The organism is Streptomyces scopuliridis RB72, assembly GCF_000718095.1.
In the GTDB taxonomy this organism is placed as follows: domain Bacteria; phylum Actinomycetota; class Actinomycetes; order Streptomycetales; family Streptomycetaceae; genus Streptomyces; species Streptomyces scopuliridis.
This window is the reverse complement of record NZ_JOEI01000007.1, coordinates 55505-78945: the sequence shown is the minus strand read 5'-3', so window position 1 is coordinate 78945 and position 23441 is coordinate 55505. Positions and strand designations below refer to the sequence as shown.

Here is a 23441-nt window from a genome sequence, read left to right as displayed (position 1 = left end):
TGAGTTCGAGGTCACTGGAGTGGTCTCCCTAGGCGGCGGTGCGGTGGCGGAAGAGGACGCGCTGAAGCCCTGACAGCGCCAGATCGAGGACCACGGCGACCACCGCGACGAGCACGGCTCCGCCCAGCACCTGGACCAGGTCGCGCTGGGCCAGGCCGTCGAAGACGTACCGGCCGAGCCCGCCGAAGCTGACGTACGCGGCGATGGTCGCCGTCGCCACCACCTGGATCAGGGCGAGCCGCAGCCCGGTCATGATCAGCGGCAGCGCGAGCGGGATCTCGACCTGGAGCAGCACCTGACGGCCGCGCATGCCCTGGCCCCTGGCCGCGTCCTTCACCTCCGGGTCGACCGCGGTCATCCCCGCGTACGTATTGGTCACGATGGACGGGATGGCGAGGGCCACCAGCGCCACGTACACCGGGGTCATGGACAGCCCGCTGGCCAGGAAGACCAGCACGACGAGCCCGACCGTCGGCAGGGCGCGGCCGAACGAGGCGAGGTTGATGGCGAGGAACGCGCCCCGGCCGGTGTGCCCGATGAGCAGCCCGAGGGGCAGCGCGATCACCGCGGCGATGACGGTCGCGATCAGCGAGTACTGGAGGTGCTCGGCGAGGCGGTGCCCGATGCCGTCCGGGCCCGTCCACTGCTCGCTCGACACCAGCCAGGAGCCGAGGTCCTTGAAGAGTTCGTACATGTCAGGTCAGGCCTTCCCACTCTTCGGGTGCCGCTGCCTCGTCCAGGGGGTGAGCACGTACTGCACGGCCACCAGCAGCGCGTCGGCGACCAGCGCGAGCAGCAGGGTCAGCACGACGCCGACGACCACCGGAGTGGGGAAGTTGCGCTGGAAGCCGTCGGTGAAGAGCTGGCCGAGGCCGCCGTCGCCGATATAGGTCGCGACGCTGACCAGCGAGATCGACATGACGGTGGCGATCCGTACGCCCGCCATGATCACGGGGAGCGCGAGGGGCAGCTCGACGGTGAGGAGCGTACGCAGCGGGCGCGTGCCCATGGCGATGGCGGCCTCGCGTGCCTTGGCCGGGACGGAGTCCAGTCCCTCGACGGTGTTCCGCAGCAGGACGACCAGGGTGTAGATCGTCAGGCCGATGACGGTGGTGGTCCTGGTCAGCCCGGAGACGGGCAGCAGCAGGACGAAGACCGCGATGGACGGGATCGTGAACAGGACGTTGGAGAGCCCGAGGAGGAAGCCGCGCAGCGGCCGGACGCGATGGGCGAGCACGGCCAGCGGCAGCGAGATCAGCAGCCCGAGGAGCACGGCGGTCAGGGCGGCCTGGAGATGGGAGAGGGTGAGGGTGGTGAGATCGCCCGCGTGGTCGGATATCCACGCCCACTCGATGGTCATACGGTCCCGCCCGGGGTCTTCGACAGGGCCGTGGCCTCGGTCAGGCTGACGGCCGCGCGTGCCGCCTCCTGGTGCCTGCGGCCCGCGTGCTCGTGGATCGCCTCGCGCGAGGTGACCCCGGTGAGCACGCCGTCGGCGTCGACCCGGGCTATCAGACCGGCCGGCGAGGCGATCGACTCGTTCAGCGCGGCGAGCAGGGTGTCGGTGTCGCGCAGCGGCCGTACGGGCGTGAGCGGGGCGGCGTCCGTGCCGGACGGGTCGAGCCAGCCCAGCGGCTCGTTCCTCGCGGAGACGACCAGCAGCGGTCCCGAGCCCGCCGGGGGCGCCGGCGCGTCCTCCCGTACGGTCGTGGCCCGCTGGAGCGGGACCTCGGCGAGCGTCGTCAGCGAGAGCAGCTTCAGCTCGCGCTCCGCGCCGAGGAAGTCCGCGACGAAGTCGTCCGCCGGGCGGGCCAGCAGCTCGGCGGGGGCGGCGCACTGCACCAGATGGCCGCCCGTACGGAAGACGGCGATCCGGTCACCGAGCCGTACCGCCTCGTCGATGTCGTGCGTGACGAACGCGATGGTCTTGTTCAGCTCGCGCTGGAGCCGGATCAGCTCGTCCTGGAGCTGGGTCCGTACGACCGGGTCGACCGCGCCGAACGGCTCGTCCATCAGCAGCACCGGCGGATCGGCCGCCAGCGCCCTGGCCACCCCGACGCGCTGCTGCTGGCCGCCGGAGAGCTGGTGCGGGTAGCGCTTGCCCGCCTCGGCGGTCAGCCCGACCGTCTCCAGCAGCTCCGCCGCCCGCGCACGGGCCTTCTTGCGGCCCCAGCCGAGCAGCAGCGGGACGGTCGCGATGTTGTCGAGGACCGTACGGTGAGGAAAGAGGCCCGACTGCTGGATCACATAGCCGATACCGCGCCGCAGCTCGGCGGCGTCCTGTTCGAGCACGTCCTTGCCCCCGAGCCGGATGGTCCCGGACGTCGGGTCGACCATCCGGTTGATCATGCGGAGGGTGGTGGTCTTGCCGCAGCCCGAGGAGCCGACCAGGACGGTGATCCCGCCCTCCGGCATCTCCAGCGTGAGGTCGTGAACCGCCGTGGTGCCGTTGGGGAAGCGTTTGTTCACCGCGTCGAATTTGATCATCAGTCGTCCCTTGCCCCGCGTCCCTTGCCCGGCTGCATATAGTCATGCAGAGTTCTCGTTGTCTGAATAGATTGTCAATGCCCCCGGGTAAATCACTGGTTACGGATGGCCGCAGGGCAAGACATAGCGTCCGATAAGGAGGCGTTCGCGCATGATGTCGTCCCACATGATGGACTCGTCGGCTTCGCGCACCACCCCGAGCACGGCCATCGTCGTACTGGACGGACAGGGCCTCCCGGTGACCGATGTCGTACGGCTGGCGGACGGCGCCGCTCGTCCGGTACCCGGAACCGACGCGATGAAGCGTGTCGAGCAGAGCTGGAACGTCGCCCGCGAGCTGGCCGCCTCCGGCCGGGTGTACGGGCGCTCCACCGGCGTCGGCGCCAACCGTACCGAGGCCGTGCCCACCGAGGCCGCGGCCGACCACGGACTGCGCCTGCTGCGCAGCCACGCCGGCGCCATCGGCGACCCGCTGCCCGCCCGCGAGGTCCGCGCCATGCTCGCCGTACGGGCCAACCAGCTCCTCGCGGGCGGCGCCGGACTGCGGCCGACCGTCGTCACAGCCCTCTGCGAGGCGCTGGAGTCCGGCGCGTACCCCGTGGTGAACGAGTTCGGCTCCGTCGGTACGGGCGACATCGCGGCCCTCGCCCAGATGGGGCTGGCCCTCGCCGGTGAACACCCCTGGCAGGGCGGCCGGGCACCAGTGGCGCAGCCCCTCGACAACAACGACGCCCTCGCCCTGATCAGCAGCAACGCCCTCACCCTCGGGCAGTCCGCGCTCGCCCTCCACGAACTGCGCCGGCTGTCCGCCGCCACCGAACTGGTCGCCGCGCTCTCCCTGCTGGCCGTCGACGGCTCGTACGAGGCGTACGCGGAGCCCGTGCACGCCGCGCGCCCGCACCCCGGCTCGTACGCCGTCGCCGCCGACATGCGGGCGATTCTCGGCGCCCCCGAGCGGCCGGGACCGCCCCTCGGCCGGATCCAGGACCCGTACGGCTTCCGCTGTGTCCCGCAGATCCACGGCCCGGCGCGCGACGCCGCCGACGCGCTGGAGAACGTCCTCGCCGTCGAGATCAACGCCGCCGCCGAGAACCCGCTGGTCCGCCCCGGCACGGAGGCGGACCCGATCCCCGCCGCTTACCACCACGGCGGCTTCTATCTGGCCCAGATCGCGCTGGCGCTCGACCACTTCAGGCTCTCGCTGGTGCAGACGGCGCGGCTCTCCACCTCCCGGCTCTCCGCGCTCAACGAGCCCGCCTTCACCCGGCTGCGGCCCTTCCTCGCCGACGCCGAGCCCGCGAGTTCCGGGGTGATGATCCTGGAGTACGCGGCCGGGGCGGCCCTCGGCGATCTGCGGGCGTTCTCCGCGCCGGCCTCGCTCGGGCACGCGGTACTGTCCCGTGGCGTGGAGGAGCAGGCGAGCTTCGCCTCGCTCGCCGCCCGCCAGACGCTGCGCCTGGGGGGCGCGTACCGGCTGGTCGTCGGCTGCGAACTGGTCGCCGCCGTACGGGCCCTGCGCCAGCGCGGACTGCGGCCGGATCCGGGGCTTCCGGTCGGCAGGGCCTTCGAACTGGCCGAGACCGTACTCCAGGACGAGGCCGCCGACCGGCCGTTGACCGATGATGTGACAGCCGCCGCCGCGCTGCTCGACCGGTTCACGGACCTGGTCACGGATCTGGTGAGGCGTCCGGTGACAGATCCGGTGAACGACCCGGCCACGACCGGCCGGACCCTGGCCGACCCGACCGAACCGACAAGGGGGATCGCATGAGCGACAGCCCTGCCGCCCGACTCCAGCAGCTCTTCGAGGGCCACCGGCTGACCCCCACTCAGCGGCGCATCGCGCACAGCATGGTGCGGCGGCCCGCGGACGCGCCGTTCCTGTCGAGCGTCGAGCTGGCGGAGCTGGCGGGAGTCAGCCAGCCGTCCGTCACCCGCTTCGCGGTCGCGCTCGGCTTCGACGGCTATCCGGCGCTGCGCAGACATCTGCGCGATGTCGCGCCGGCCGGCCCGGAGGAGGGCGAGTCCACGTACAACGAGTACCAGCAGGCCGTACGCGGCGAGATCGAGAACCTGCGCCAGCTGGCCGAACTGCTCGCCGACCCCGGCCCGGTAGAACAGGCGGGCCGGCTGCTCGCCGCCTCCCGTCCGCTGCCGGTCCTCGGCCTGCGCGCCGCCTCCTCACAGGCGCGCGGCTTCGCCTACTTCGCGGCCAAGGTCCATCCGGACGTACGGCTGCTGGACGAGGGCGGCACGATGCTCGCCGACCGGATCGACGCGGCCGGCGCCGCGGGCGCGAGCGCGCTGCTCTGCTTCGCACTGCCGCGCCATCCGAAGGAGGTCGTGGACGCGCTGGCGTACGCGCGGTCGACCGGGCTGACGGTGGTGACGGTCGCCGACTCGGCGTTCGCGCCGGTCGCCAAACACAGCGACCTGCTGATCCCGGCGGCGGTCGGCACGGGGCTCGCCTTCGACACGGCGTGCGCGCCGATGCTGCTGGGGCGGGTGCTGCTGGAGGCGATGTGCGACGGGCTGCCGGACGCGCAGGCGCGCCTGGAGGACTTCGACGCGCGGGCGGCGGCGCGGGGGCTGTTCGTCGAGTGATGTCCTGTCAGCGGCCCTTCGGCCAGGGGGACGGGCCGTGGGTGACGCGGATCTTGGACTGGCCGTGCGGCAGCTCCTCCCAGTCGGCCATGAAGCGGGCCGCCAGACCGTGCTTCTCGGCCAGGGCGATCAACGTCTCGGTGCGGTAGTAGAAGTCCTCCCGCAGCACCTGGTGCTCCTTGCCCTCGGTGCGGTCGAAGGTGAAGTCGAACCAGCCGCCCGGGGCCATCACCCGGCCGACATTGGCGAAGCACTCCTCGATGACCGTGAGCGGGGAGTGCGAGAAGACGCTGTGCGCGTGCACCACGTCGAAGTGCGCGTCGGGCAGGAAGCGCAGGGTCAGATCGCGGACCGGGGTCAGCGTGGGCAGCCGGTTCTGCAGCCCCTCGCGCACCATCGTGTCCTGCGCGGCGGCGAGGATGTCGGGGGAGATGTCGATGCCGTAGTAGTGCCCCGGCTCCAGATGCCTGATGAACCGCCAGCCTGCCCGCAGATTGCCGCACCCGATCTCCAGCATCCGGTGCTCGGGGCGCAGACCGTGGCCGAGCAGATAGTCGAACTGCATCGCCCCCAGCGCCAGCCACCGCTCATGGCTCCGGCTGCCGACCGCCGCGTCCGGGTCGGCACGGGTGTCGGACCGCATCACGGCGCGGTAGTACGCGATGTGGTCCGGCCAGCGGTGCCGGAGCCACGCGTCGCGGGCGGCGCGGACCAGATGGCGCGGCACGCGGTCGGGGTGGCGCAGCGCGTAGGAGATGCGGTGCCCGAGGGCGGCGCGGTTGACGGTGACGTTCCTGGTGGTGCCGGTCTTGGTGGTGCCGGTCTTGGTGGTCACGGGGATTCCCTCCTCGTACGGTGCGGACGCGGCGACCGGGCCGCCGCGCCTCGCGGGTCTCGATACCAGCCTCGGTGCGCGGGCGCGTGCCGGACGCGGCTGACTGGCTCCCATACGGGGACGCTTCGGGGGACGCGGGTATCAGCCGATTGGAGGTTGCGGCGTCGCGTCGGGCACGCTAAGGCTCCCGAGCGATGAGGAGGCCGGCGGTGCGGCACCGTACAGAGTCATGCCGGCCGTGCGGCCCGTGACGGCGGTGGACGGGAGCCCCGCCCCGGGGAAGGGCGAGCGGGCCGATCCGGACGGGCGGTGGCTGACGGCGGTCATGCACGCCGCGTTCTTCCTGCTGCTCGGCTCCTCGCTCGTCCGCTTCCTGACCCGGGATCAGGGCGACGCGCGCACCCCGTGGGTCGTCGCGCTGTTCGCCGTCTTCTGGCTGCTCTACGTCCTCGGACAGCTGCTGGCGCCCGCGCCGCGCCCCGGCGCCCGGCCCACCGCACGGCACCTGGCCTGGCTGGGCGCGGTGTCGGCCGTCTGGATCGTGCTGCTCGCCCTCGCGCCGAGCGCCACCTGGTGCGCCATGCCGCTGCTGTTCGCCGGACTGCACACGCTGCCCGCGCGGATCGCGGTGCCGGTGGTGGCCGGGCTCACCGCGCTGGTCGTCGCCTCCCAGATACGGGTCTCACCGGGCGCGCTCAACCCCAACATGGTCATCGCCCCACCGGCCATCGCGGCGGTCGCCACCGCCGTCCTGGTCCATCTGCAACGCCAGGCGGCCCGGCAGCGCGCCCTGATCGACGACCTGGTCCGTACCCGCCGCGATCTGGCCGCCACCGAGCGGCGGGCGGGCATCCTGGCGGAGCGGCAGCGGCTGTCCACGGAGATCCACGACACCCTCGCGCAGAGCCTGTCCAGCCAGCGGATGCTGCTCCAGGCCGCCGAGCGCGTCTGGCGGACGGACCCGGACGGGGCTCGCGGGCACGTCCGGGACGCGGCCGAGATCACTTCGCGCGGCCTCGCCGAGGCCCGCCGATTCGTCCATGACCTGGCCCCGGCCGATCTCGCCGAGCGCACTCTGCCCCAGGCGTTGAGCACGCTCGCCGAGCGCGAGAGCGGTCCCGGGCTGACGGTGGCCTTCCGGCTCGACGGCGCGCCGGGCCCGCTGCCGGAGCGGATCGAGGCGGCGCTGGTGCGTATCGCCCAGGGCGCGCTGGCCAATGTGCGCGAGCATGCCGCCGCGACGCGGGCCGCGCTCACGCTGACCTGGCTGGACGATCAGATCTCGCTCGACATCGCCGACAACGGACGGGGCTTCGACCCGGACGGCGCGCCCGCCCCCGGTGAGGGGCGCGGGCACGGGCTGCCGGCGATGCGTATCCGGGCGCGGCAGGCGGGTGGCGCGCTCACCGTGGAATCCACGCGGGGCGAGGGCACGGTGGTGTCGGTCGCCGTGCCCCTCGTCCCCGTAGCCCCCGACCCGCTGAAGGAGACCGCACCGTGAGCCCACTGGAGCCCTCCCCGCCGATCCGGCTGCTGCTCTGCGACGACCACGCCGTGGTCCGTGCCGGGCTGCGCGCGCTGCTGTCCAGCACCGACGGCATGGAGGTGGTCGGCGAGGCGGGCAGCGGCGAGGAGGCCCTCGCCCTGGCCGCCCGCGTACGCCCCGATGTCGTACTGATGGACCTTCAGCTCGGCGGCGGCATGGACGGCGTGACGGCCACCCGGCGGCTGTCGTCGGGCGGCGCGGAGGGGTCCGGCTCAGCGGGCCCGCGCGTGCTGGTGCTCACCATGTTCGACACCGACGCCGACATCACCCGTGCCATCGAGGCGGGCGCCACCGGCTATCTGCTCAAGGCCGAACGGCCCGAGGAGCTGTTCGCGGCGATCCGCGACGCGGCGTCCGGCCGTACCGCGCTGTCGGCCCCGGTCGCCGACCGGGTGCTGGCCCAGATGCGCAGCCCGCGCCCCGCCCTCTCCGAACGCGAGCGCGACATCCTCCGGCAGCTGGCGCTCGGCCTGGGCAACCGGGAGATCGCCCGGGCCCTGTTCATCAGCGAGGCCACGGTCAAGACCCATCTGGGACGGATCTACGCGAAGCTGGGCGTGGACACCCGGGCCGGGGCGGTGGCGGTCGCGGGCGAGCGGCGGCTGCTGCCCTGAGACCGGCTGCCCTGAGACCGGCTGCCCTGAGATCGCTGATTCTCAGGAAAAGTTCAGAGAGCCTTATTAGTCTGCGCGCCACAACACAGGCTTGAGGAGGCGGATCGTGGGGCGCGGAGGACAGTCTCTGGCACGGGTGGCCGTGATCGTACGGGCCGGTGCGGTCCCGTTGTGGTGGCTGGGGGTCCTCGCCACCGGGATCGGTGTCCTGCTCCCCGGACTGACCGGGCGCAGGATCGGCGGCTACGCCGGAGCGGCGCTGTTCGTGGTGTGCGCCGCGGTGGTCGCGCTCGTACGCCGGCGCAAGTACACCGGGTGGGCGGACCGTGCCGCGCGGGCGGGGAAGTCCGACTTCCTCCAGGACCGCGCCGTGACGCTGCGGAACTGGCGCCGGGCGAACCGCTGGTGGCTGCTGGCCGCTTTTTTTGTCGCGGTGGGGAGTTCGTTCGCGCTGCCCGGCGCCGGAGGCCCGGCCCTGGCGGGCGTGGGCGTCGGGCTGTGGCTCAAGGCGGCCTGGCTGGGGCGCCGGGAGCGGCGGGACGACGCGCTGCTGTGGGTACGTACCGACTGGGCCGGCACCGGGCACCCCGTGGGCAGGAAGGTCAAGGGCTACCGGACCACGGGGACCGCGGCCGGGGACGCCGTGCCCGGCGGGGCACGGCGCCGTCGCTGAGCAGCCGACCGAACAGCCGAGGGCGCGGGTCGCTCAGACCTCCAGGTCGGCTTCGATCCTCATCAGCTGGTGACGGGCCATCGCCAGATTCGCCCGTGACTTGTCCAGCGCCAGATAGAGGAACAGGCCGTTGTTGCCACGCCCCTTGAGCAGCCGTATCAGGTGGTACTGGCCGCCGAGCGTGATCAGGATGTCCTCGATCTCGTCCTTCAGGCCGAGCAGTTCCATGGTGCGGACCTTGGCCCGGACCACATCGGTGTTGCCGGCCGCGGCCACCGTCAGATCGAGGTCCTTGCCGCCGCCGACCGTGCCGAGGGCCATGCCGCTGGAGTAGTCGACGAGGGCGGCTCCCAGGGCGCCGTCGATGACGGTGGTGGCCTGCTTGAGGGCGGCTTCGGTGTTGGCCATGAATGTCGCACTTCCTTTCCGTCCGGTGCGGGCGGTCCGAGGGGTTCCCGGGGCCCGGGTGGTGCGTGTTCCGCGTGCGTGGGGGGCTGTCATGGGTCAGGCGTTCTCCAGCCGTTCCAGGGCCCCGTCGACCAGTTCGCCGATCCGGGTGCTGGACCGCCGGGCCTCCAGATGGAGCCGGCCCACATTGATCCGGGGCTCCGCCAGGAGCGTCAGCACCGCCGAGGCGCCCGCCGCGTACGTCGCGACGTACCCCAGCTCGCCCCGGATCAGCAGCTCCCGGAATCCGCCCTGGCCGGTGGTGTCCGTGAGGCGCAGCGCGACGCCCAGCGCGGCGGCGGTGAGCGCGGCCACCCCTTCCGCCTCCACGTCGGCCGTGTCCTGGGCCAGCACCAGACCGTCCGTACTGGCCGCGAGCGCGCCGGTGAGCTGCGGGAGGCGGGCCCGCAGGCGCCTCAGCTCGCCCAGTACCTCGGCTTCCGCCGTCATCAGCTGTCTCCTCTCGGCGCGTGCCCGCAGCGCGCGCCTCATGACGGCGTGGCGCGGTCCGGCACGACGTCGGACACGGCAGGTCCTGTCCGGGCCCGGTGGTTGGAACGGGGAGTCACAGGCTTGCCTCCAGGGCGTCGCGGAGCCGGCGTAACAGGGCGATGTCCGGATCGGCCGAGACCGTCGCGACCCAGGAGGGGACCGCCGCGGGCGTGGCCGCCACCGGTTCCGCGGGCGTCTCGACCAGCCCGGCCGCGGCCAGCCGGCGGATGTCCAGCAGGGTGTGGAACGCGGGCCTGCCCAGCGCCCAGGCGATGGCCAGCGGCGTCCGTACGCCGTCCGCCAGCTCCAGCAGCGCGCGCTGGCGGCGGGTGACCGCCTGGCCCGGCGCCGGTTCGCGCGCCCGCACGGGCGCGGTGTCCACGGCCGCGTACGGCCAGACCTGGTCGAGGAGTTCGCGCCTGCGTCGCGTCTCGCGCTCGACGGCGGACGCGGAGACGGGCCGTACGGGACCGATCCAGTGCGCGACGCCGTAGCGGAAGCGGGTGGGCCCGCTGCCGGGGGCGAGCGCGAAGTAGGCGGCGTCGAACAGCGCGCCCAGATGGCAGATCTCCAGCTCGCCGCCGCCGAGCCGGCCGCTGTCGACCAGGAACCGGCCGACTTCGCGGCGGGCGCCCGCCCGGTCGACCGCCTCCTCCCAGCCCGCGCGCGGCAGCCGGCCGCCGGCGGTGAGCAGGACATCGATCCCGGGGGCGGCGGGGCTCTCCGCGTGCACGACGCGGCCGTCGGCGAGATAGAGCGTGCCGTGGTCGCGCAGGAGTGCTCCGGTGGCGCGCTCGCCGGCCAGCCGGACGAGCATCGGGGAGACCGTGGAGTGCGCGGGCGCCGTGGTCATCCCAGCACCAGCCGTTCCGCGAGCTGTCCCAGCCGTAACCGGGCCAGGGCGAGGTTTCCGGTGTCGCGGTCGAGCCAGAGATGGAGGAAGACGCTGCTGTCGAAGGTCGTCTCGACGAAGCTCAGGAGGTGGTAGCCGGTACGGGTGGTGACGATGAGGTCCTCGACGGGCGGGCCCTTGTGGCCGGCCGCGGCGGCCGGAGCGAACGCCGTGTACTCCGCGGCGGCTCTGGCCAGTTCGGCAGTCTCGGCGGCGGTCGCCTCATGGTCGCCGTTGGGCGATTCGCCCGCCGTGCCGAGCGCGAGACCGCTCGTCCAGTCCACGATCGCCGCTCCGCGCGCTCCCGGCAGGTTCATGGCCTCGTGTAGGCACGCGTCGATTCCGGGCACGCGGACTCCCCTCCCAGCCGGGCGTGCGGGCGCACTGTTGTGCGGCAGTGACCGTGAGATTACGCAACGTTCGTGTGGGGGGAGGAGGTTCTGTCATTTTCCATCGGAACATGCGCGCCGGACCCGCCGGGGACCGGCCACTTCCGGCCGTCCCGGCGCCGGCCGCGTCGTGCGCGGGTTCTCCGTCGTCTTCCGTTCGTCTTCCGTCGTCTCAGTCGTCCAGGAGGAGCGCGTCGGCGTAGCCGCCGCCGGACTCGGTGACGATCTCCGCGACCGTCTGCGCGGCCCGTACGGTCGCGAAGCGCACCGCGTCGCCGGCCGCGCCGTGAGTCGCCACGAAGCCGAAGACACCGGGCCTGGCCAGGCTGTTGTACGCGTAGTGGTTGGAGAAGTAGTACGCGCCGGTGTCGAGCGCGGCCACCAGATCGCCCTGCGCCAGCAGCGGCAGGGGCCGGTTCTCGGCGAGCAGATCGCCCGCGAAGCAGGCCGGGCCCGCGATGTCCTGGGCCACGGCGGGGCCCGTCCTGGGCCGTCCCCCGGCGTCGTACGCGGCGATGCGCAGCGGCCAGGAGGCGGGGTCGTAGACGGTACGGGTGGCGACCTGCGCGCCCGCGTGGGTCACCGCGATCGGGCGGCCACCGGCGGACTTGGCGTATTCGACACGCGCGAGGACCGTGCCGTGCTTGGCGAGCAGAGAACGGCCGAATTCGGTGACCAGTCCGTAGCGGCCGTCCAGCAGTCCGGGGACGGTCTCCCTCAGTAGCCGGGCGTAGTCCGCGTACGTCGGTGTCTCCTCGTCCGAGCCGAAGTTGACCGGGAGGCCGCCGCCGATGTCGAGGGTGTCGATCTGCCGGCGGCCGGCCGCCGCGTTGATCTCCTCGGCCAGTTCGTAGACCGTGCGTACGCCCTCGGCCATGCGCTCCAGCGGGACGCCCTGCGAGCCGGAGTGGGTGTGCAGCCGGGTCAGCCAGGGGCGGTCCAGATACGCCTGGACGACCCAGGCGCGGGCGCCCTCGTCGCGCAGCGCGACCCCGAACTTGGAGGTGGCGGTCGCGGTGGACAGGGCGCCGATGGATCCGCCGCCGACCTGCGCGTTGATCCGCAGCCCGAGGGGGGAGGCGACCGGTCCCGGGCTGGGGCTGGAGCCGGGGCCGGAGCTGATCAGGGCGTCGATCCGTGCCAGCTCCTGGGGGTTGTCCGCGTTGACCGCGATGCCGAGCGCGAGGGCTTCGCGCAGCTCGGCGGTGGTCTTGGCGGGGGAGTCGAGGACGGTGTGCTCGGGCCGTACGCCCGCCGCGCGGGCGAGGGCCAGCTCGCCCGGGCTGGCGACCTCGGCGCCGATGCCCTGTTCGCCGAGCAGCCGCACCACGGCCACCAGGGGCGCGGCCTTCACCGCGAAGGCGTGCAGGACGGCGGTGCCGGGGGCGGTGACCTCGTCGAAGGCGGTACGGAGCGCGGCGGCGGAGGCACGGATTCCGGCCACATCGAGCAGCGCGACGACGGGCTCGGCCTCGCTGATCAGACCCTGCGCCACGGCGGCCCGTACGGCGAGGTCCCGGCGGGCCGCCGCCCCGGGGTCCGCGCCCGTACCGCCGTCCGCGGAGCCGTCCGTGCCGTGCGGGGTAGCGCGACCGTTGTGCTGATCCGAAGCCATGCGTGCCAGCCAATCATCCGCGGACCGGTCACGCAGCTGTTGACTACAAGTATTCATCCAGACAGGATGTGAATAGATTGGCCAACAGATCAGCCGGCGGATTCGCCCGGCGGATTCACCACGGAGGAGGCATCGCCATGTCAGGACCCCGGCCCGTACGGGCTCCGCGCGGTACGGAACTGAGCGCCCTGGGATGGCAGCAGGAAGCCGCCCTCCGCATGCTCCAGAACAACCTGGACCCCGAGGTCGCCGAACACCCGGACAAGCTGGTCGTCTACGGCGGCACCGGCAAGGCCGCCCGCGACTGGCGCTCCTTCGACGCGATGGTCCGTACGCTCCGCACCCTCAAGCAGGACGAGACGATGCTCGTCCAGTCCGGCCGTCCGGTCGGCGTGATGCAGACCCATGAGTGGGCGCCGCGCGTGCTGCTCGCCAACTCCAATCTGGTCGGCGACTGGGCGAACTGGGAGGAGTTCCGGCGCCTGGAGGCCCTCGGGCTCACCATGTACGGGCAGATGACGGCCGGATCCTGGATCTACATCGGCACGCAGGGCATCCTCCAGGGCACGTACGAGACATTCGCCGCCGTCGCCGCGAAGCTGCATTCAATGGGTAAAGGAGGGGTCGGCGGAACGCTCGCCGGGACGATCACCCTCACCGCCGGTCTGGGCGGCATGGGCGGCGCCCAGCCGCTGGCCGTCACCATGAACGACGGCGTCGCGATCTGTATCGACTGCGACCCGCGCGCCATCGAGCGCCGGATCGAGCACCGCTATCTCGATGTACGGGCCGACAGCCTGGAGCACGCGCTCCAGCTGGCGACCGAGGCGCGCGACGCGCGCCGTCCGCTCTCCATCGGCCTGCTCGGCAACGCGGCGGAGCTGCTGCCCCGGATGCTCGCCGAGGGCGCCCCCATCGATATCGTCACGGACCAGACCTCCGCCCACGACCCGCTGGCCTATCTGCCGCTCGGCGTCGACTTCGACGAGATGGCCTCGTACGCCGCCGAGAAGCCCGCCGACTTCACCCAGCGCGCCCGGGAGTCCATGGCCCGGCACGTCGAGGCGATGGTCGGCTTCATGGACGCGGGCGCCGAGGTCTTCGACTACGGCAACTCCATCCGCGGCGAAGCCCAACTGGCCGGATACGACAGGGCCTTCGCCTTCCCCGGCTTCGTGCCCGCCTATATCCGGCCGCTGTTCTGCGAGGGCAAGGGCCCGTTCCGCTGGGCCGCGCTCTCCGGCGAGGCGTCCGACATCCACAAGACGGACAAGGCGATCCTCGACCTCTTCCCCGAGAACGAATCCCTGCACCGCTGGATCAAGATGGCGGGCGAGCGCGTCCACTTCCAGGGACTCCCGGCCCGGATCTGCTGGCTCGGCTACGGCGAGCGCGACAAGGCGGGCGAGCGCTTCAACGACATGGTCGCCTCCGGCGAGCTCGCCGCCCCGCTGGTCATCGGGCGCGACCATCTGGACTGCGGCTCGGTCGCCTCCCCGTACCGCGAGACCGAGGCCATGCTCGACGGCTCCGACGCCATCGCCGACTGGCCGCTCCTCAACGCCATGGTCAATGTCGCCTCCGGCGCCTCCTGGGTCTCCATCCACCACGGCGGCGGTGTCGGCATGGGCCGCTCCATCCACGCCGGCCAGGTCTCGGTGGCCGACGGCACGAAGCTCGCGGGCGAGAAGATCCGCCGCGTCCTGACCAACGACCCGGGCATGGGTGTCATCCGCCATGTCGACGCGGGCTACGACCTCGCGGAAGAGGTCGCCGACGAGCGTGACGTCCGCGTCCCGATGCGGGAGGGAGAGTGACCGCGTCACTCCCAGCCGAGCCGGGGCACGCCGAGGGTGCCCCGGGGGACGGCCGCCGACAGCCCTCCTTCCAGGAGATGTGGCGCGAGCTCGCACCGCTCGGGCGTGACTCCGGCAGCGGCGGCTACCGGCGGTACGCCTGGACCGCCGCCGACGCCGACTGCCGCGCCTGGTTCCGCGCGCAGGCCGAGGCCCGGGGGCTGGCCTACGAACTCGACCGCAACGGCAACCAGTGGGCCTGGCTCGGCGATCCGCTCGCCGGGGACGCCGTCGTGACGGGGTCGCATCTGGACTCCGTGCCCGACGGCGGCGCCTTCGACGGGCCGCTCGGTGTCGTCTCCTCCTTCGCCGCACTCGATGAACTCCGCCGCAGGGGCGCGCGGTTCAGCAGGCCCCTGGCCCTCACCAACTTCGGGGACGAGGAAGGCGCCCGCTTCGGGCTCGCCTGCGTCGGCTCCCGGCTCACCGCCGGACAGCTCACCGCCGAGCAGGCCCATGAGCTGCGCGACGGCGACGGCATCACGCTGCCCCGGGCGATGGAGGCCGCTGGCTGCGACCCGTCCACCCTCGGCCCCGACCCCGAACGCCTCGCCCGGATCGGCGCGTTCATCGAGCTGCATGTCGAGCAGGGCCGCGCCTTGGACCTCTCCGGCGATCCCGTCGGGATCGCGTCGGCGATCTGGCCGCACGGCCGCTGGCGCTTCGACTTCCGGGGAGAGGCCAACCACGCCGGCACCACCCGGCTCACCGACCGCCGCGATCCGATGCTGACCTACGCGGAGACCGTGCTCGCGGCCCGCCGCGAGGCCGAACTCGCCGGTGCCCTCGCCACGTTCGGCAAGATCTCCGTCGAACCCAACGGCGTCAACGCCATCCCCTCCCTCGTCCGTGGCTGGCTGGATTCCCGCGCCGCCGACCAGTCCGCCCTGGACACCGTGGTCGCCGGTATCGAGGCCGCCGCCCGCGCGTGCGCGGACCGGGCCGGTATCGAGCTGTCCGTCGTACGGGAGTCCTTCACCCCCGTGGTCGAGTTCGAGCACGCCCTGCGGGACGAGCTGGGCAAGATCCTGGGACAGCGCCCCGGCGGCGCCGCTCCCGTACCCGTCCTCGGCACCGGCGCCGGGCACGACGCGGGTATTTTGTCCGGCTCCATCCCCACCGCCATGCTGTTCGTACGGAACCCCACCGGGGTCTCGCACTCCCCGGCCGAGTACGCGGCCGAGGACGACTGCGTGGCCGGGGTCCTGGCACTCGCCGACGTACTGGAAGGACTCGCGTGCGCATGACGCACCCCACAGCGGCACCGGACGCGCCCGCCGGCCTCGTCTACTGGCTGGAGCACGCCTGGCTCGGCACCCACGTCGAGCCGGGCGTCGCCGTCGGCGTCACGGACGGCTGGATCACCGACGTCCGAACCGGCGTCATGACCCCGCCGCCCGGCTCCACGGCCCTGCGCGGACTGACCCTCCCCGGGCTGGCCAACGCCCACTCCCACGCCTTCCACCGCGCCCTGCGCGGCACCGTCCAGGTCGGCTCCGGCACCTTCTGGACCTGGCGCGAGATCATGTACACAATCGCCGCCAAGCTCACCCCGGACTCGTATTACGCGCTCGCCCGCGCCGTGTACGCCGAGATGGCGCTCGCCGGCATCACCGCCGTCGGGGAGTTCCACTACCTCCACCACACCCCGGACGGCACTCCGTACGACCAGCCCAACGCGATGGGGGAGGCGCTGATCGCGGCGGCGGCCGAGGCCGGCATCCGCATCACGCTCCTGGACACCGCCTATCTCTCCTCCGGCCTCACCAAGCGGCGCGGCGGCGCGCCTCTCGACCGCCACCAACTCCGCTTCTCCGACGGGACCGCCACCGCCTGGGCCGAGCGCGCCTCCGACCTCGCCTCGGCCCACCAGGACAGCGCCCACGCCCGGATCGGCGCGGCGATCCACTCCGTACGCGCCGTACCCGCCGAACAGCTCGCCACCGTCGCCGACTGGGCCGAGGCCCACGGGGCCCCGCTGCATGTGCATCTCTCCGAGCAGACCGCGGAGAACGACGCCTGCCTCGACGTGCACGGCCGTACCCCCACGCGGCTGCTCGCCGACCACGGCGTACTCGGCGCCCGTACCACCGGCGTGCACAACACCCATCTCACCGACGAGGACATCGCCCTGCTGGGCGCCGCCCGCACCGGCACCTGTATGTGCCCCACGACGGAACGCGACCTGGCCGACGGCATCGGCCCCGCCGCCCGGCTCCAGCGCGCCGGCTCGCCGCTGTCGCTCGGCAGCGACAGCCACGCCGTCATCGACATCCTCGAAGAGGCCCGCGCGATGGAACTCGACGAACGGCTGCGCACCCGCCGCCGCGGTCACTGGACGGCCGCCGCCCTCCTGCACGCCGCGACCTCGGACGGCCACGCGGCCCTCGGCCGGCCCGAGGCGGGCAGGATCGAGCGCGGCGCGCCCGCCGATCTCGCCACCATCGCCCTGGACTCGGTCAGAACAGCGGGCACGCTCACCCGGCTCGGAGCGGAGACGGCCGTATTCGCCGCCTCCGCGGCGGATGTACGCCACACCGTCGTCGGAGGCCGCCAGATCGTACGGGACGGTGTCCACACCCTCGTCCCGGACGTGCCCAAGGCCCTCGCCGAGTCGATCGCAGCCCTGCGCGGCTGACGCCGCGGACACCGCCGAAGGAGCACAGCGTCACGATGACGACCACCACCACGCCGGGCACCACCGCCCTCACCAACATCGCCAGTCTGGTCACCAACGACCCCTCCCTCGGTGACGGAACCCCCATCGGTCTGATCCAGGACGCGGCCGTCGTCATCGACGGCGACCGCGTGGTCTGGGTCGGTGAATCAAGCAAAGCACCCGCCACTGACAATGCCGTCGACGCCGGTGGCCGGGCCGTGATCCCGGGCTTCGTGGACTCCCACTCCCATCTGGTCTTCGCGGGCGACCGCACCCAGGAGTTCAACGCCCGGATGTCCGGCCGCGCCTACTCCGCCGGCGGCATCCGCACCACCGTCGCCGCCACCCGCGCCGCCACCGACGCCGAGCTGAGCGCCAATGTCGCGCGCTATCTGGCCGAGGCGCTCCGCCAGGGCACCACCACCCAGGAGACCAAGTCCGGTTACGGCCTGACCGTCGACGACGAGGCCCGCGCCCTGCGTATCGCCCGGGAACACACCGACGAGGTCACCTACCTCGGCGCGCACATCGTGCCGCCTGACCACGCCGACGACCCCGCCGCGTATGTCGCCCTCGTCACCGGCGAGATGCTCGACGCCTGTGCCCCGTACGCCCGTTGGGTCGATGTCTTCTGCGAGAAGGGCGCCTTCGACGGCGACCAGGCCCGCGCGATCCTCACCGCCGGAGCCGCGAAGGGCCTGCACCCGCGCGTCCACGCCAACCAGCTCTCGTACGGCCCCGGCGTCCAGCTCGCCGTCGAACTCGACGCCGCGTCCGCCGACCACTGCACGCATCTGACCGACGCGGACGTGGACGCCCTCGCCCACGGCGCGACCGTGGCCACGCTGCTCCCCGGCGCGGAGTTCTCCACCCGCGCCGCCTGGCCGGACGCGCGCCGCCTCCTCGACGCGGGTGCGACCGTCGCGCTCTCCACCGACTGCAACCCGGGCTCGTCCTTCACCTCGTCCATGCCGTTCTGTATCGCGCTCGCCGTACGCGACATGGGCATGACCCCGGACGAGGCGGTCTGGTCGGCCACGGCCGGCGGCGCCGCCGCCCTGCGCCGCCAGGACATCGGCCGCCTCACCCCGGGCGCCCGCGCCGACCTCGCCCTCCTCGATGCCCCGAGCCATGTGCACTTGGCGTACCGCCCGGGGGTGCCCCTGGTCACGGCGGTCTGGCGGGCCGGCGAGCGGGTCCACTGACCCCCTGGGCCCTGTCCGGCCGATCTTCGCGGGTCCGCGACGCCTGGCACGCACGCTCGCCAGACGCCGCGGCCCGATCCGCGAAGATCGACCGGACAGGACCTCGCCGCCCGGCGTCCCGGCGCCCCGGGCGCGCCCTCACCCCTTCAACACGGCCACCTCATCGATCTTCGCCCGCAGCCGCCGCACCGCCTGCGTCTTCGCGTACGGCTTCAGCCTGCGCTGCATCGTCTCGAAGTGCTCGTCACCCCGTGCCGACGACACATGCTCGTAGTCCTCCAGGAACTGCCACCAGCTCCCGCACGCGGCGTCCAGATGCCCCAGCTCCAGCTGACGCTGCGCCAGCACCGCGAGGAAGTGGACCCTGCCCTGCCGTTCGTTCTTCTGCTGCGCCTTCAGCGACTGCTGGAGCGCGGATATCGAGCCCGGCAGATCCTTGAACTCGTACAGCACATGGGATGTGTGGAACAGATACGCCGTCGCGTCGTAACCGCCCACCGACTCACGCCGGTTGTCCGCCTTGGTCAGCGCCGTCTCGGTCTCCCGGAGCCGGCTGAACGCCTGCCGCTTGTCGCCCACCATCGCCGCGGAGTGGGCCTGCTGCCCGGAGAGGAAGGCCCGCAGCCGCGGCCCGGCCTTCGGGGACGCCTCGGCGGCCGAGTCGGCGAGCTCCAGCGCGCGTTTGCCGTAGCCGAGATTGGACGCCTGGAGGGACATGCCGCGCAACGTGCGGCAGTACGTCGTGTGGTCCTCGGCGGCGCCCGCCAGCTCCAGGGCCCTGAGGTAGTACCGCTGTCCGAGCCCGTGCGCCCGCTCGTACATCGCCATCCACCCGGTCAGATAGACCAGATCGGACGCCGCCGACAGCATGTCGCTCCGTACACCCTCCGGAGCCTCGGCCTTGAGCCAGGGCATGACCGTGTTCACCAGAAACGCGGCGGCCATCGGGCGCGCGTGCCCTCCGCCGAGTTCATCGAGAATGTCCGCTATTCGATCGGTCATCGTACGTACGGCCTGTACTTGCGGCGCGCCGATCCGGGCCGTCCGCTTGCCCGGTGGCGCGGTCGTCGGGGTGGCTGCCTGTGCCAGATCCGGGAACAGCGGTACCACAATCGCGGCCGAGAACAGTCCTGCGGCGATCAAACTGCGACGCGACGGGTCCATATCGGCCCTTCCCATGTCGACCAGTTCTTCGAACGTGTTGACGCCGGAAGTGACGGTGGAGCCGGGTACGCCGGAGCCCGCCGGGGCGTGCGCGGAGGCCGCGGCCGGCAGGCCGGCTTCCGCATGGGTGACCGGGCGGCGCAGCTTGCGCGCGAACGCCTCCACGATCAGTGGTCTGACCTGCTCCTTCGGGGTGGTGCCCGCGACCCAGTGGGAGACTGCGGACTGGTCGTAGTGGAGCTGGAGCCCGGCTTCCGCGCCGATGCGATTGATGATCTGTGCGAACTGCGCACGGGACCATTTCGCCTGCTCAAGCAGAGAGGCCAACCCGGCATTGGGTGTGCGTGAGTGACGTGAGTTACTCGCCATGCCTTTAACTCCCCCAAGCGTTCATGGCTTTCATTCTCGGACCTGCCCTCCACGGTACCCGGGGAGGGTAATAACGCGGTTTTCTCTTCAAGTAGACGCCGAACACACGAAGAGAGCGGGGGGCCAAGGTGACCACAGTGACAGACCGCAGAGCCGGAGGCACAGAGGAAAACGCACACAGGAAGGCATTGGCATATGACGATATCGCCTTCGATGTCATAGCCCTGAACATCGACCGCGCGCTCGCCCCGCATCGCCTGATGCCGCCGCCGGTGGAGATCGCCGATCTCACCAACCGGCTGATCGACCATGGGGCGTTGCTCGTCGGGTTCGTCGAGCGGATCCCCGAGACGGAGCACACGGTCCGGGCGAAGGGCGCGCTGAAGGACTGGTACGACCTGACCGGCAGCGGACCCGGCGCCGGCGCCATGGCGAACTGGGTCCACATGCGGGCCCTGGCCCGTATGTGCCGCACGTTCATGGACTACCTGCACGAACGTGAAGGGCGGCACCGGACATGACTCCGGAAGCGAAGCATCAGGCGTGGTTCGTTGTCGCGGTCTGCACGCTGGGGCTCACCATCGCCCTGGCCGTCGGGCTGCGCCTGTAGAACCTCCCGCGGATCAGCTGCGGCGGGCCTCAACCACCCAGCACAACCGGCAGTTCCCGCACACTGTTGCCCACGAAGCTCCGGTGGCGCGGAAGTTCCTCTTCCGGGACCGCGACCCTCAGGTCCGGGAAGCGCCCGAACAACCGCCGCAGCGCGATCGTCGTCTCCATCCTCGCCAGCGGTGCGCCCAGACAGTAGTGCGCACCGTGGCCCAGAGAGAGATGGCGTGTGGTGGAGCGCGTACGTCGCGTGATGTCGAAGCGGTCCGCGTCCGGGCCGTGGGCGGCGGGATCACGGCCTGCGGCGGAGAAGCCCGCCAGCACCGGAGTGCCCGCCGGGATCAGCGTGCCGTCCACCGTCAGATCCCGGGTCGGATAACGGAACGGGAAGAAACTGACCGGACTGTCCCAGCGCAGCGTCTCCTCGACCGCGTCCGCCCAGTCGGCGCCACCGGCCCGGATCAGCTCCAACTGGTCCCGGTGGGCGCAGAGCGCGCGCACCGCGTTGGTGATCAGATTGAGCGTGGTCTCATGACCGGCGATGATCATCACGATCATCGTGCCGATGAGTTCGGCCTCGCCGAGCCGGTCGCCGCCCTCCTCGCGCGCGGCGATCAGGGCACTGGTGAGGTCCTCGCCGGGACGGTCCTTACGGGAAGCCGCCACGGCGGTCAGCACCGCCACCATCTCCCGGTTCGCGGCCACCGCGTCCTCGGGCGCGATGTCGGTCGCCACCACCTGGTTCGACAGCACATGCAGCCGGTCCCGGAACTCCTCGTCCACACCGAGCAGTTCACTGATGACACGCATGGGCAGCGGCAGCGCGAAGAGCGCCCGCAGATCCACCACGCCGTCACCCGTACCGTCACCCGCACCGCCGGCCGCTTCGGCCGCCGCGGCCTCCACACCGTCCAGCAGCTCGTCGGTCAGCCGCTCGATGCCGGGCCGCAGCGCCTCCACCCGCCGGGCCGTGAACGCCTTGCTCACCAGCGCCCGCAGCCGCCGGTGATCGTCGCCGTCCGAGGTGACCATGCCCTGCACGGTCGCGAAGGTCCGCAGCGGCCAGCCGTCCGGAATGCGCCCCTCGCGCAGCGCGGTGAAGTGCCGGGCGTTCTTGGCGACATCCGGATGGCCGATGAATTCTTTGAGCGCCTCGTGCCCGAGCACCACCGCCGCCGGTACGTCCCCGGGGAGCAGGACCTCGGCCGCGGCCCCCTTCGCCAGCAGCGCGGCGTTGGCGGCGTGCGGGCAGCCGCCGGACGGGTCCATTCGGTGGGGCGCATATGACGCGGTCACTGGACTCTCCCTCCCGGCATGCCTGGTACAGGGTCGCTCCCGATCCTATGAGCGACCGGGTGGCCCGGCACAGGAGCTGTTCCGGCCTCTTTCGGCGCGTTCCGGCCTGTTACGGACCGTTGTCCTGGAGTGATTTGGGCGGGTACCGTCCCTTCGGGGCGGGAGCGACCGGGGGTCGACTTGAGTGCCAGCCGGACTCCGGGAGGCCCGCCGGGTCGATGGACCCGTCCCGGGCGCTCAACGGCGCCTGTACGGGGCGCAGTCCGGCGGCGAGCGCCACGAAGAAGTTGACGTCGTCGTTGACCGGGGACATCAGGACGCGCCCGCCGGGCCGGCATCAGTGGCGCAGCGCCACATACAACCCGCGCCGGCACGACGGCACATAGAGACATTCCCTGCCGAGGCGACGGCGCAGCAGCGTCTCCAACGCCGCGTACGCGGAGTGCTCCGCCGGGCGGCCCTCCCCATGAGCCGTCGCGTCTCCCCACGCTCCCCCTGCCCGGCTCAATGTGGCCCATAACGGACGAGCCGCCAATAAGACCGCCGAGGCGCGGAGCGCCGGAGCCGGAGGTCCGGGAGGGCCCGTCACTCCTCCAGCGTCAGACCCTTTCTGAGCCTCTTGAGGGTGCGGGAGAGCAGCCGGGACACATGCATCTGCGAGATATTGAGCTCCTCGCCGATCTCCGACTGCGTCATATTGGCGACGAAGCGCAGGGAGAGGATCTTCCGGTCCCGCGACGGCAGGCTCGCGATGAGCGGCTTCAGGGACTCGACGTACTCGATGCCTTCGAGCCCGTGGTCCTCGTAGCCGATCCGGTCCGCGAGCGCGCCCTCGGTGTCGTCGTCCTCGGGCTGCGCGTCCAGCGAGCTGGCGGTGTACGCGTTGCTCGCCGCCATGCCCTCGACGACTTCCTCGTTGGTGATGCCGAGGCGGTGGGCGAGCTCACCGACGGTGGGCGCCCGGTCGAACTGCTGGGCCAGTTCGTCGCCCGCCTTGGCGAGGTCGAGGCGGAGTTCCTGGAGCCTGCGCGGTACGCGCACCGACCACGACGTGTCGCGGAAGAAGCGCTTGATCTCGCCGACGATGGTCGGCATCGCGAAGGTGGGGAACTCGACGCCTCGGCTCAGCTCGAAGCGGTCGATGGCCTTGATCAGGCCGATCGTGCCGACCTGCACGATGTCCTCCATCGGTTCGCTGCGGGAGCGGAACCGGGCGGCCGCGAACTTCACCAGGGCGAGATTCAGCTCGACCAGGGTGTTGCGGACGTACGCGTGCTCGTGCGTGCCCTCTTCAAGGGCTTCCAGCCGGGCGAAGAGCGTCTTCGACAGGGCTCGGGCATCCACCGCGCCCACCTCGTCGAAGGGCGGGATCTCGGGCAGGTCATCAAGGCCCTCGGTCGGGCCCTCGAAGCCGGCCGGCAGTGTGATGTCGGTCTCGGAAGGTGCGGGCGGAGTTGCCGACGGCGCGTGCGGGGTACGCGTGTCGTCGAGCCGGGGTGACATGTGTCTCCTCCATACGTTCTCGGCATATGGCTGCCGATGCCAATACGCGCTGCTGCGGTGTGCGGCGCCTCCATAGCCGGCCGTGGTCGGATGTGTCCCTACAAGCCCTACCCGCTAGGCACGGACAGTTGCAAGTGTTAATTGTTTCATATGTCCTTATTGTGGGGGACTTTGGGTACCGGTCGG

Annotated in this window: 22 protein-coding genes and 1 pseudogene; 10 read left to right on the top strand and 13 right to left on the bottom strand. The window is 72.0% G+C overall.

Annotated features, from left to right (window positions below; all coding sequences use genetic code 11):
- Positions 1-28: 28 nt before the first annotated feature.
- Genes IF11_RS0109405 through IF11_RS0109395 form a run of 3 tightly spaced genes read right to left on the bottom strand, consistent with a single transcriptional unit; the run spans position 29 to position 2487 of the window.
- The gene (locus IF11_RS0109405) at positions 29-694 is read right to left on the bottom strand and encodes an ABC transporter permease (RefSeq protein ID WP_030351029.1); all 666 of its coding nucleotides are present in this window, start codon (positions 692-694) and stop codon (positions 29-31) included.
- 6 nt (positions 695-700) lie between these two features.
- A complete protein-coding gene (locus tag IF11_RS0109400; protein WP_030351028.1) occupies positions 701-1360 on the bottom strand; it encodes an ABC transporter permease in 660 nt (219 codons plus the stop codon).
- On the bottom strand, positions 1357-2487 hold the full coding sequence (locus IF11_RS0109395; protein WP_051745737.1) for an ABC transporter ATP-binding protein: 1131 nt from the start codon (positions 2485-2487) through the stop codon (positions 1357-1359). Before IF11_RS0109395 ends, IF11_RS0109400 begins: the two co-directional genes overlap by 4 nt.
- A 154-nt stretch (positions 2488-2641) precedes the next feature.
- Here IF11_RS0109395 and IF11_RS0109390 point away from each other — a divergent pair, with 154 nt between their 5' ends.
- Together IF11_RS0109390 and IF11_RS0109385 are read left to right on the top strand one after the other, a co-directional pair.
- Positions 2642-4258, top strand: coding sequence for an aromatic amino acid ammonia-lyase (locus IF11_RS0109390; RefSeq protein WP_206300717.1), 1617 nt, complete (start codon positions 2642-2644; stop codon positions 4256-4258).
- A complete protein-coding gene (locus IF11_RS0109385) occupies positions 4255-5091 on the top strand; it encodes a MurR/RpiR family transcriptional regulator (protein ID WP_030351025.1) in 837 nt (278 codons plus the stop codon). The genes IF11_RS0109390 and IF11_RS0109385 overlap by 4 nt, the downstream gene beginning before the upstream one ends.
- Positions 5092-5098: 7 nt before the next feature.
- Here IF11_RS0109385 and IF11_RS0109380 read toward each other — a convergent pair whose 3' ends face one another.
- Positions 5099-5926, bottom strand: coding sequence for a class I SAM-dependent methyltransferase (locus IF11_RS0109380; protein ID WP_030351024.1), 828 nt, complete (start codon positions 5924-5926; stop codon positions 5099-5101).
- Between the two features lie 325 nt (positions 5927-6251).
- Between IF11_RS0109380 and IF11_RS0109375 the strand changes: the two genes are divergently transcribed.
- From IF11_RS0109375 to IF11_RS0109365, 3 genes are all read left to right on the top strand, one after another.
- Entirely contained in the window at positions 6252-7427 is a 1176-nt protein-coding gene (locus tag IF11_RS0109375) for a sensor histidine kinase (protein ID WP_240627818.1), read from the top strand.
- Complete coding sequence (locus IF11_RS0109370) at positions 7424-8086, top strand: response regulator (RefSeq protein ID WP_030351022.1); 663 nt, start codon at positions 7424-7426, stop codon at positions 8084-8086. Before IF11_RS0109375 ends, IF11_RS0109370 begins: the two co-directional genes overlap by 4 nt.
- Positions 8087-8192: 106 nt before the next feature.
- Positions 8193-8759 (top strand): hypothetical protein, encoded by a 567-nt coding sequence (locus tag IF11_RS0109365; protein WP_030351021.1) that lies wholly within the window; start codon positions 8193-8195, stop codon positions 8757-8759.
- A 33-nt stretch (positions 8760-8792) separates the two neighbouring features.
- Here the strand turns inward: IF11_RS0109365 and IF11_RS0109360 are convergent, their stop codons facing one another.
- From IF11_RS0109360 to IF11_RS0109340, 5 genes are all read right to left on the bottom strand, one after another.
- On the bottom strand, positions 8793-9167 hold the full coding sequence (locus IF11_RS0109360; protein WP_030351020.1) for a hypothetical protein: 375 nt from the start codon (positions 9165-9167) through the stop codon (positions 8793-8795).
- Between the two features lie 96 nt (positions 9168-9263).
- Positions 9264-9698, bottom strand: a complete 435-nt coding sequence (locus IF11_RS0109355; protein WP_078490576.1) for a roadblock/LC7 domain-containing protein — start codon at positions 9696-9698, stop codon at positions 9264-9266.
- Positions 9699-9771: 73 nt separating this feature from the next.
- Positions 9772-10551 carry a hypothetical protein gene (locus IF11_RS0109350; protein WP_030351018.1) on the bottom strand — a complete coding sequence of 260 codons (780 nt, stop codon included), beginning with the start codon at positions 10549-10551 and terminating at the stop codon, positions 9772-9774.
- Positions 10548-10940, bottom strand: a complete 393-nt coding sequence (locus IF11_RS0109345; RefSeq protein ID WP_030351017.1) for a hypothetical protein — start codon at positions 10938-10940, stop codon at positions 10548-10550. The genes IF11_RS0109350 and IF11_RS0109345 overlap by 4 nt, the downstream gene beginning before the upstream one ends.
- Before the next feature lie 211 nt (positions 10941-11151).
- On the bottom strand, positions 11152-12594 hold the full coding sequence (locus IF11_RS0109340) for a type III PLP-dependent enzyme domain-containing protein (RefSeq protein WP_051745734.1): 1443 nt from the start codon (positions 12592-12594) through the stop codon (positions 11152-11154).
- A gap of 137 nt (positions 12595-12731) precedes the next feature.
- Here IF11_RS0109340 and hutU point away from each other — a divergent pair, with 137 nt between their 5' ends.
- The 4 genes from hutU (at position 12732) to hutI (ending at position 18314) form a co-directional block, all read left to right on the top strand.
- Positions 12732-14411 (top strand): urocanate hydratase, encoded by a 1680-nt coding sequence (gene hutU / locus IF11_RS0109335; protein WP_030351015.1) that lies wholly within the window; start codon positions 12732-12734, stop codon positions 14409-14411.
- A gap of 77 nt (positions 14412-14488) precedes the next feature.
- Positions 14489-15697 carry an allantoate amidohydrolase gene (locus IF11_RS0109330; protein ID WP_030351014.1) on the top strand — a complete coding sequence of 403 codons (1209 nt, stop codon included), beginning with the start codon at positions 14489-14491 and terminating at the stop codon, positions 15695-15697.
- Entirely contained in the window at positions 15694-17088 is a 1395-nt protein-coding gene (locus IF11_RS0109325; RefSeq protein WP_030351013.1) for a formimidoylglutamate deiminase, read from the top strand. Before IF11_RS0109330 ends, IF11_RS0109325 begins: the two co-directional genes overlap by 4 nt.
- Positions 17089-17123: 35 nt before the next feature.
- Positions 17124-18314, top strand: coding sequence for an imidazolonepropionase (hutI, locus tag IF11_RS0109320; RefSeq protein ID WP_030351012.1), 1191 nt, complete (start codon positions 17124-17126; stop codon positions 18312-18314).
- A 138-nt stretch (positions 18315-18452) separates the two neighbouring features.
- Here the strand turns inward: hutI and IF11_RS0109315 are convergent, their stop codons facing one another.
- On the bottom strand, positions 18453-19847 hold the full coding sequence (locus IF11_RS0109315) for an NsdA family TPR-like regulatory protein (RefSeq protein WP_030351011.1): 1395 nt from the start codon (positions 19845-19847) through the stop codon (positions 18453-18455).
- Positions 19848-20035: 188 nt separating this feature from the next.
- On the opposite strand from IF11_RS0109315, the gene IF11_RS0109310 reads away from it, so the two are divergent.
- Positions 20036-20368, top strand: a complete 333-nt coding sequence (locus tag IF11_RS0109310) for a DUF6415 family natural product biosynthesis protein (protein WP_030351010.1) — start codon at positions 20036-20038, stop codon at positions 20366-20368.
- Between the two features lie 118 nt (positions 20369-20486).
- On the opposite strand, the gene IF11_RS0109300 is transcribed toward IF11_RS0109310, so the two are convergent.
- The 3 genes and pseudogenes from IF11_RS0109300 to IF11_RS0109290 form a co-directional block, all read right to left on the bottom strand.
- Positions 20487-21725, bottom strand: coding sequence for a cytochrome P450 family protein (locus IF11_RS0109300; protein WP_030351009.1), 1239 nt, complete (start codon positions 21723-21725; stop codon positions 20487-20489).
- Positions 21726-21933: 208 nt separating this feature from the next.
- Positions 21934-22167: pseudogene (locus tag IF11_RS38685) on the bottom strand (DegT/DnrJ/EryC1/StrS family aminotransferase); the annotation flags it as partial.
- A gap of 170 nt (positions 22168-22337) precedes the next feature.
- Positions 22338-23255, bottom strand: a complete 918-nt coding sequence (locus IF11_RS0109290; protein ID WP_030351007.1) for an RNA polymerase sigma factor SigF — start codon at positions 23253-23255, stop codon at positions 22338-22340.
- Between the last annotated feature and the right edge of the window lie 186 nt (positions 23256-23441).

What these genes read in the sequence shown, in the direction of transcription:
- IF11_RS0109405 (WP_030351029.1), bottom strand. Translation starts at nt 694, where the DNA reads ATGTACGAACTCTTCAAGGACCTCGGCTCCTGGCTGGTGTCGAGCGAG.
- IF11_RS0109400 (WP_030351028.1), bottom strand. Translation starts at nt 1,360, where the DNA reads ATGACCATCGAGTGGGCGTGGATATCCGACCACGCGGGCGATCTCACC.
- IF11_RS0109395 (WP_051745737.1), bottom strand. Translation starts at nt 2,487, where the DNA reads ATGATCAAATTCGACGCGGTGAACAAACGCTTCCCCAACGGCACCACG.
- IF11_RS0109390 (WP_206300717.1), top strand. Translation starts at nt 2,642, where the DNA reads ATGTCGTCCCACATGATGGACTCGTCGGCTTCGCGCACCACCCCGAGC.
- IF11_RS0109385 (WP_030351025.1), top strand. Translation starts at nt 4,255, where the DNA reads ATGAGCGACAGCCCTGCCGCCCGACTCCAGCAGCTCTTCGAGGGCCAC.
- IF11_RS0109375 (WP_240627818.1), top strand. Translation starts at nt 6,252, where the DNA reads ATGCACGCCGCGTTCTTCCTGCTGCTCGGCTCCTCGCTCGTCCGCTTC.
- IF11_RS0109360 (WP_030351020.1), bottom strand. Translation starts at nt 9,167, where the DNA reads ATGGCCAACACCGAAGCCGCCCTCAAGCAGGCCACCACCGTCATCGAC.
- IF11_RS0109355 (WP_078490576.1), bottom strand. Translation starts at nt 9,698, where the DNA reads ATGAGGCGCGCGCTGCGGGCACGCGCCGAGAGGAGACAGCTGATGACG.
- IF11_RS0109350 (WP_030351018.1), bottom strand. Translation starts at nt 10,551, where the DNA reads ATGACCACGGCGCCCGCGCACTCCACGGTCTCCCCGATGCTCGTCCGG.
- IF11_RS0109340 (WP_051745734.1), bottom strand. Translation starts at nt 12,594, where the DNA reads ATGGCTTCGGATCAGCACAACGGTCGCGCTACCCCGCACGGCACGGAC.
- hutU (WP_030351015.1), top strand. Translation starts at nt 12,732, where the DNA reads ATGTCAGGACCCCGGCCCGTACGGGCTCCGCGCGGTACGGAACTGAGC.
- IF11_RS0109330 (WP_030351014.1), top strand. Translation starts at nt 14,489, where the DNA reads ATGTGGCGCGAGCTCGCACCGCTCGGGCGTGACTCCGGCAGCGGCGGC.
- IF11_RS0109325 (WP_030351013.1), top strand. Translation starts at nt 15,694, where the DNA reads ATGACGCACCCCACAGCGGCACCGGACGCGCCCGCCGGCCTCGTCTAC.
- hutI (WP_030351012.1), top strand. Translation starts at nt 17,124, where the DNA reads ATGACGACCACCACCACGCCGGGCACCACCGCCCTCACCAACATCGCC.
- IF11_RS0109315 (WP_030351011.1), bottom strand. Translation starts at nt 19,847, where the DNA reads ATGGCGAGTAACTCACGTCACTCACGCACACCCAATGCCGGGTTGGCC.
- IF11_RS0109300 (WP_030351009.1), bottom strand. Translation starts at nt 21,725, where the DNA reads ATGGACCCGTCCGGCGGCTGCCCGCACGCCGCCAACGCCGCGCTGCTG.
- IF11_RS0109290 (WP_030351007.1), bottom strand. Translation starts at nt 23,255, where the DNA reads ATGTCACCCCGGCTCGACGACACGCGTACCCCGCACGCGCCGTCGGCA.